8 protein-coding genes and 3 pseudogenes are annotated in these 5,819 nt (G+C 58.3%); 1 reads left to right on the top strand and 10 read right to left on the bottom strand.

Going from position 1 to position 5,819, the window contains the following annotated elements:
• Positions 1–246, top strand: a pseudogene (locus NKJ91_RS33245) (IS21 family transposase); the annotation flags it as partial.
• A gap of 71 nt (positions 247–317) precedes the next feature.
• Here NKJ91_RS33245 and NKJ91_RS33240 read toward each other — a convergent pair.
• From NKJ91_RS33240 to NKJ91_RS33200, 10 genes and pseudogenes are all read right to left on the bottom strand, one after another.
• A pseudogene (locus tag NKJ91_RS33240) lies at positions 318–690 on the bottom strand (transposase); the annotation flags it as partial.
• 75 nt (positions 691–765) lie between these two features.
• On the bottom strand, positions 766–981 hold the full coding sequence (locus NKJ91_RS33235) for a helix-turn-helix domain-containing protein (RefSeq protein WP_352458876.1): 216 nt from the start codon (positions 979–981) through the stop codon (positions 766–768).
• Positions 982–1,114: 133 nt separating this feature from the next.
• The gene (locus NKJ91_RS33230) at positions 1,115–1,591 is read right to left on the bottom strand and encodes a hypothetical protein (protein WP_352458878.1); all 477 of its coding nucleotides are present in this window, start codon (positions 1,589–1,591) and stop codon (positions 1,115–1,117) included.
• Positions 1,548–1,784, bottom strand: coding sequence for a recombinase zinc ribbon domain-containing protein (locus tag NKJ91_RS33225; protein WP_352458877.1), 237 nt, complete (start codon positions 1,782–1,784; stop codon positions 1,548–1,550). The genes NKJ91_RS33230 and NKJ91_RS33225 overlap by 44 nt, the downstream gene beginning before the upstream one ends.
• Positions 1,785–1,813: 29 nt before the next feature.
• Entirely contained in the window at positions 1,814–2,320 is a 507-nt protein-coding gene (locus NKJ91_RS33220) for a recombinase family protein (protein WP_352458875.1), read from the bottom strand.
• Positions 2,321–2,421: 101 nt separating this feature from the next.
• The gene (locus NKJ91_RS33215) at positions 2,422–2,724 is read right to left on the bottom strand and encodes a recombinase family protein (protein WP_352458874.1); all 303 of its coding nucleotides are present in this window, start codon (positions 2,722–2,724) and stop codon (positions 2,422–2,424) included.
• A complete protein-coding gene (locus tag NKJ91_RS33210) occupies positions 2,708–2,881 on the bottom strand; it encodes a hypothetical protein (RefSeq protein ID WP_352458873.1) in 174 nt (57 codons plus the stop codon). The genes NKJ91_RS33215 and NKJ91_RS33210 overlap by 17 nt, the downstream gene beginning before the upstream one ends.
• A gap of 29 nt (positions 2,882–2,910) precedes the next feature.
• Positions 2,911–3,147, bottom strand: a complete 237-nt coding sequence (locus tag NKJ91_RS33995) for a DUF5372 family protein (protein ID WP_502903660.1) — start codon at positions 3,145–3,147, stop codon at positions 2,911–2,913.
• Between the two features lie 28 nt (positions 3,148–3,175).
• A pseudogene (locus NKJ91_RS33205) lies at positions 3,176–3,835 on the bottom strand (IS110 family transposase); the annotation flags it as partial.
• Between the two features lie 479 nt (positions 3,836–4,314).
• Positions 4,315–5,616 (bottom strand): amidohydrolase family protein, encoded by a 1,302-nt coding sequence (locus tag NKJ91_RS33200; RefSeq protein ID WP_352458872.1) that lies wholly within the window; start codon positions 5,614–5,616, stop codon positions 4,315–4,317.
• Positions 5,617–5,819 lie beyond the last annotated feature (203 nt).

Here is a 5,819-nt window from a genome sequence, read left to right as displayed (position 1 = left end):
CGCCACTATGGTTTCCATCCCGCCTGCCGGCCTTACCGCGCCAAAACGAAAGGCAAGGTCGAGCGACCGTTCCGCTACATTCGCGAGGACTTCTTCCTGGCCCGGTCCTTTCGCAACCTCGAAGACCTGAACGTGCAGTTGCGTCACTGGCTGGACACGGTCGCAAACCCGAGAGTTCACGCCACCACAAGGCGTGTCATCAACGAAGCTTTCGCCGAGGAGCGGGCAGCGCTGCGGCCGCTGCCTTTGGCCTCGCCCCGGCGACGGGACCTCAGGAGAGCGCTGCCGTTTCGGCTCACTCCAAACGCCTCTATCTCCTATGCCATCGTGGTGGCCTTGCTCCAGCGGAATTCGGTCGCATCCACCCGCATGCGATGGAGCACGACGCCCAACTTGCGGGCAAGGGCCACCTTGGCGCGCTTCATGCCCCGGCGTTTCGCCGTCGAGCGCCCAGTACTTCAGGCCCGAGAAGCGGGTCGCCCGCGTTAGCATGATGTGCGCCGCTTCAAAGAGCGCTGTTCGCACCATGGCGTCGCCGACCTTGCTGACACCACCGTCCCGATCGGTCTCACCGGATTGATTTTTTTTGGGCGTAAGCCCGAAGTAGGCTCCGACCATACTCGATTTTCCAAACCGCATCGGGTCGTTCACCGCTGAGCGATAGGTGAGCGCAACCAAGGCGCCTGGTCCCACGTCATAATGCCCATCTCGCTACGCTATGAATCTGATGATGGCGGCCCCTTGGAGCACGACAGATCCGCTCGATCAGATGCGAATCTTCGATATCTTCTCGTTTGATATCCCAGGGTGCGCCCATGCAATATTGCTGGCAGGGATGATGCCGGCGCGAATCTGGCGAAGGACCGTCGCAGGGCTCAGATTGAGTATGCTGGCGGCTTCAGTCAACGTGACCTCGCCGCGCTCGTCCCATTCGCCATCCCTGTAGACCGCGATGTCGTGTGTATTGCGGAAGCCCCGCACACGCGACTGTGTCCATCCATTCGATCGACCTGTCCGCTTTCCCATCCGGTTGAGCATGCGCAGGCGCGGATCAACTCCACCGTCTCAGGCTCGACGGACCACCGCGTCTGACCCCGCCGGTTCTTTCTCACCGTCAGGCTGGTGTGATCGCCACCTGCCAATGCAACAACAAATGAATTTGATCACCCTCGACCTGTGCCACGATCTCGCGCAACACGACCCGGACGATACGTTTGCGCGTGACGGCAGTGGCAGCCCCGATGATGCCAGGCGGCCTCCAGATCGGCCCCATTTTCAATAGACCCTGGCGCTCCTCGACGCCCAAAGCTGCCGGCCGCTGTCGCAGTAGGGCCTCCAATTCTTCCTCGAGAGCGCGTACGCCCGCGAGGGCGCCATTCCACCGCCGCTCAAGTTCGCCAGCTACCAGACGATTGTCGGGGTCGACCGTGTCATACTGTCGGTGCGCCCTGGTTGGATCATATCGCGCCTGCTCGAGCGCCAACTCGATCTGGCGCTGTTTTTCGCCAGACTGGTGCTCGCACTGCGTGATCGCTTGGATGGCCGCTTCAACGCCGAGCGGCTGCAGCAACCGCACGATCTCGCCACCCACGCTTCATCGACGCGCAGTGCGCCGAAGAGATACAGGGATCACCGCCAGGGTTGCTTCGGGTGGCGTCACACTTATAGCGGCCGACATCGCCCTTGGTGCCGTTGTAGCTGACAAGCAGGCGGCGGCCGCAATGGCCGCAGCGCAGCAGGCCTGCGAGCAAAGCCTCCCCCTTGCGCACCGGCCCGCGCACCATCATGCCCTTGCCGTTGGCATTGTCAGCGATCAGCCGTTGGTTCCTTTTAAACTCCGCCCAGGACAAATAGCCTCGTGATGGTCAACGAGCAAGACAGCCCAATCTGAACGATCTTTGCGAGGGCCGCGCACGATTCGCTTGCGGCCGTTTTCGATTATCGTTCGACTTCCGGTTCGGCCAAAGGCGTAAGCGCCGGCATAAACAGGATTGGTGAGAAGATTTCTCACCGTCGCATAGAACGGAAGCTTCCACAGCACCTGCCGTTGTCCGGAGTTCCTGGAGTTGAGGTACGGCAGCGCGATCTTATCGCTTCGAAGCGACAAGAACACCTGGCGGATGCTTTGCAATTCGGCAAAGCGGGTGAAGACCAACCCGATCGCCTCTCGCACACGCAGGTCTGGATCCATTTCGATCTTGTCGCGGCCCATTTTCACATAGCCGACAGCTACCGTGAAGAAGAGCTCGCGCCGTCGTGCCTTCTGCTTCAAGGCTTCCATCGAACGGGCCCGCAGGAGCAACAGTTCGAGTTCGCTCATCGTCCCTTTCATGCCCAGCAATAACCGATCGTTTGGATGGCGTGGTTCTTAGATTCCATCCTCATCGATAATCACGGTGCCAACCAGTCCGCAAAATTCGATCAGCGTGTGCCAGTCGCCTCATTGCGCGCCAGACGCGACACTTCGATCGCAAAAACGGCACCGACGCGGCCTTCACAGATCGCTGCCAGCAGCTTCTCGAAGCCCGGACGACTGATGCCCGACCCCGAGCGGCCAAGGTCGTCGTCGATGACTGTCACATCCGTCCAGCCAAGAGCATGGGCACAGTCGGCAAGTCCATAGTGACGCCGCCGGCTCTCATGGTTGTTGGCAAGCTGATCGACTGTGGATTGCCGAATGTAGATGAAGGCACCACGCGCCAGGTGATCAGACGTGATCTTCATCGCCGGCCTCCGTCACTGCGGGGACGCTGAGTGTTTCCGACAGCAGCGCGCTCACCAGTGGCAATAGCTTCGTCCACTCGGACGCTGCTACCGGCACCGGTGGGGTCTTGGGCACGAAGAGATCGAATTGGCGGTGACAGGGTTGCCGTTGCTTCATGCTTGTCTCCTCCTTCGTGACGGGAATCGTCACGCAGCAAGGTTACAGGCATTGAGCTCCAGACGAAGTTCGTGCAGATACGCCAGCGGCAGACGGGGACGCTCCGCCATCATCATCGCCTCTGCCTGATCTTCCGTCATCCAGATCGGCAGATGGGCCAGGGTGCCGTCAGGCTGGCGGATGGTCAGACTGACCTCGTCACCACGACGATTGCGCCCGGAAACAGTAACCGTTTCCCCGTAACGGGGATGGAATCGGTAACGGATAATCGTCTCGCCCGACTGAAGCTGTTGCCCCGACGCCAGGTGTGTTCATCAATCTGCGGCAAACCTTGTCAGCGCGCGCGATCTTCAGCATCTCGCGATGGAGCTTGGTGAACTTGCACCACAACGCCGTCCGCGCCACCAGCATCGCACCGATCACCGTCTCCAGAGCGACGTGCCCTGCTGTCAGTTCCCGGATACGCAACTCAAACTTTCCACGACTGACTTCTCCGACCTTCAGCCCGTAACCGCGGGATCCCGAGGATGCTCAGTTCGACGTCGAGAAGCTTGCGTTGCAGAAGCTTGCGTCCAACAAGAACGGCTCGGCTATCCTTGCAAGTCACCGCGGCATGAACCGGGCGGTACCATCCCATCCGCCGCAGTTGGGCGATCCCGCGTGCATCTTTTCGGTCGGTCTTCACCGGCATCGCCGAGAGCGCCGCCTTCACGTGCCGTGTCGCGAGCAAAACCGCATCGCGTCCGGCGGCCACAAGCCCGGCATGGAGCCACTGCGATAATGGCCCAGCCTCAAGCCCAATGCCGATGACAGACAATCCAGTTCGTCGAAATAGCGGACCAGTGGCCCCAACTCGCTGGCGATCTTGACCTCGCGCACGATCGTTCCGGTCGCGCCGACCATGCACACGCTGCTCTCTTCCAGAGAGACATCGATTCCCACATAGTGTTCCATGGCTGTTCGTCTCATGATGCTTGAAGCCGATCGCTCGGACTCCGTTTCAACACCATCATGCTGAGGGACAGCACCCAACCAGGCTATGCTCGCGAAGGCCGGCCCATTACGGCATCTAGGTAATAATGGGGTCGCTTGGCAGTTAATCGTGAGAATCCGGTCGTTCGGTTAGGTTTGGCAGTTAATTGCGAGAATGGGCCAGACTCTCAATTTAACCGCACTCGCATCAGCATGAAGGTCATGATTCCTTTGACTTTCATGTGCGTCTTGACCAAATTCGATGCCGCTACATTGCCGACACTGCTTCTCACATTCAATGCCAATGGCCCGGTTCGATTATCAAATTAGTGCACGTCTCAAATAAGTGCACAGATAAACAACTGAAATCGTTGGCAAACGATTCTCATAATTAACTGCAAAGCGACAACAACCTCAAGCAAGGTCCTGGCCGAGCCGTTCTATAACTGCGTAGAACCTTCTCATTGCCCGTTTCGAAAGAAGTGCAGCGCGTTGCCGCGCATGATTCTCTCGATCAAGTCACGAGTTTCATCGAGCGCGATCCAGCCTTCAGCGACGAGTTGCGAGAGCGCTTCCGCAATTCCAAGGCGCGCTATGTAGGCGTGGCCGTAGATTGGCTCGACAGAGACATAGTCACCCCCAAAGGTGAAGATTTTTTCAGATGGAACAGATACTAGAAACTCCTTCAGGAAGCGAACGCTTGCCACTGGATTAATTATCCACGCCCAGCACATATCGATCGTCACGTTCGAATAATGTTTGGCCAGCGCGATGAATTCGTGCTCGTATGGGTAGCCGATGTGCATCAGGACGAACCTAGCATCGGGAAAATCTTGCAGAAGATGGCACAGATCGGCGGCATTATTGCGAGTGCGGGCGAGTTGCATCACCCCATAACCAGCCACGTAGCCGGTGTGCAACTTGATTGGCAGATCGCACTCGCTGGCCTTGCCAAGGCAATAGCAAAATAGATAATCTTGCAGTGCTTTGAGGTCCTCGGGGCCGAGGGAATGCAAGGCGCCGACCTTATCCACATGGTGACGAAATAGTCTCGACGCATGCGCTTTGGCGACAGGCGCGAAATCAAGAGCACGCGAGTAAGCAATTTGAGATTTTACTGCCACGGCTCTGGGGCCGTACGTTGCGAAGTAGAAATCGATGATCTCAAGCCACTCATCAAGCGTAGTCGGCCGTTTTCCTGTTTCGGCCTCCACTCGCGCAAAGTCAGCAGCACTGCACCGACCAAATTGGAGGATACTTAGATCTTGGCCAAGAAGATCAGGCTGCTCTGTTTCCATATATATGCGCTGCAGCGAATTCACATGGCAGCCTTCAATGTTGGCACGCCGTAGAATATTGGCATAAAAGCCAGGCTGTACAGTGTCGCGGTATTTCTCTGCGATGCGAGGCAGACTCTCTGCGGTCAGATCTTCTTCCCCGTAAAGGCCCCGAAAGGTGTGACGCAGAGCCTGCGCATAACCGGTGTGACGAATTCGCTCCCAGTAAGGAGCGATCAGGTGATATTTCGCGTCACTCGATAGATCTGGTCCAAGGAATCTTCGCAACTCGGCTGGCTGCAGGCCTGCGACAACCAAATCCTCGGCAGCGTAGGATCGAAACAGATAGGCCCAGTCGTCACACGGGAGGCAGCGCGGATCGAGCGCGCCGGAGACGCGCTGGCTTTCTTCAATCAAATGCTCATGGGTGTCAAAAAGTGGCGTCTCCTCGACCCACTGCGTGATTTGTCGGTGGGCGTTAATCACTGTGCCACTACCTTTTTGGCAAACTCGCAGCCGCAGCGCGACTTACTTCGAACCCGGATCCCCCATCCACAAGCTAGCCCACATGCTCTCATCTGAGCACCGCCGCGAGGCTAACCGAGCGCAAACCGGGAAAACCTGCGTCCCGGGGCGGTTGCGCACAAGCCGGAGCACGCACATGACAGGCGACGACGCGGCCGTCTGGC

The sequence above is a fragment of the Mesorhizobium sp. M0040 genome (assembly GCF_040323505.1).
In the GTDB taxonomy this organism is placed as follows: Bacteria; Pseudomonadota; Alphaproteobacteria; order Rhizobiales; family Rhizobiaceae; genus Mesorhizobium.
Note: the sequence above shows the minus strand (reverse complement) of the source record. Positions and strands in the feature narration are given on the sequence as shown.

Bases quoted from the DNA above. Each gene is read 5' to 3' on its own strand.
- NKJ91_RS33225 (WP_352458877.1), bottom strand. From the start codon at position 1,784: ATGGTGCGCGGGCCGGTGCGCAAGGGGGAGGCTTTGCTCGCAGGCCTG.
- NKJ91_RS33220 (WP_352458875.1), bottom strand. From the start codon at position 2,320: ATGAGCGAACTCGAACTGTTGCTCCTGCGGGCCCGTTCGATGGAAGCC.
- NKJ91_RS33215 (WP_352458874.1), bottom strand. From the start codon at position 2,724: ATGAAGATCACGTCTGATCACCTGGCGCGTGGTGCCTTCATCTACATT.
- NKJ91_RS33210 (WP_352458873.1), bottom strand. From the start codon at position 2,881: ATGAAGCAACGGCAACCCTGTCACCGCCAATTCGATCTCTTCGTGCCC.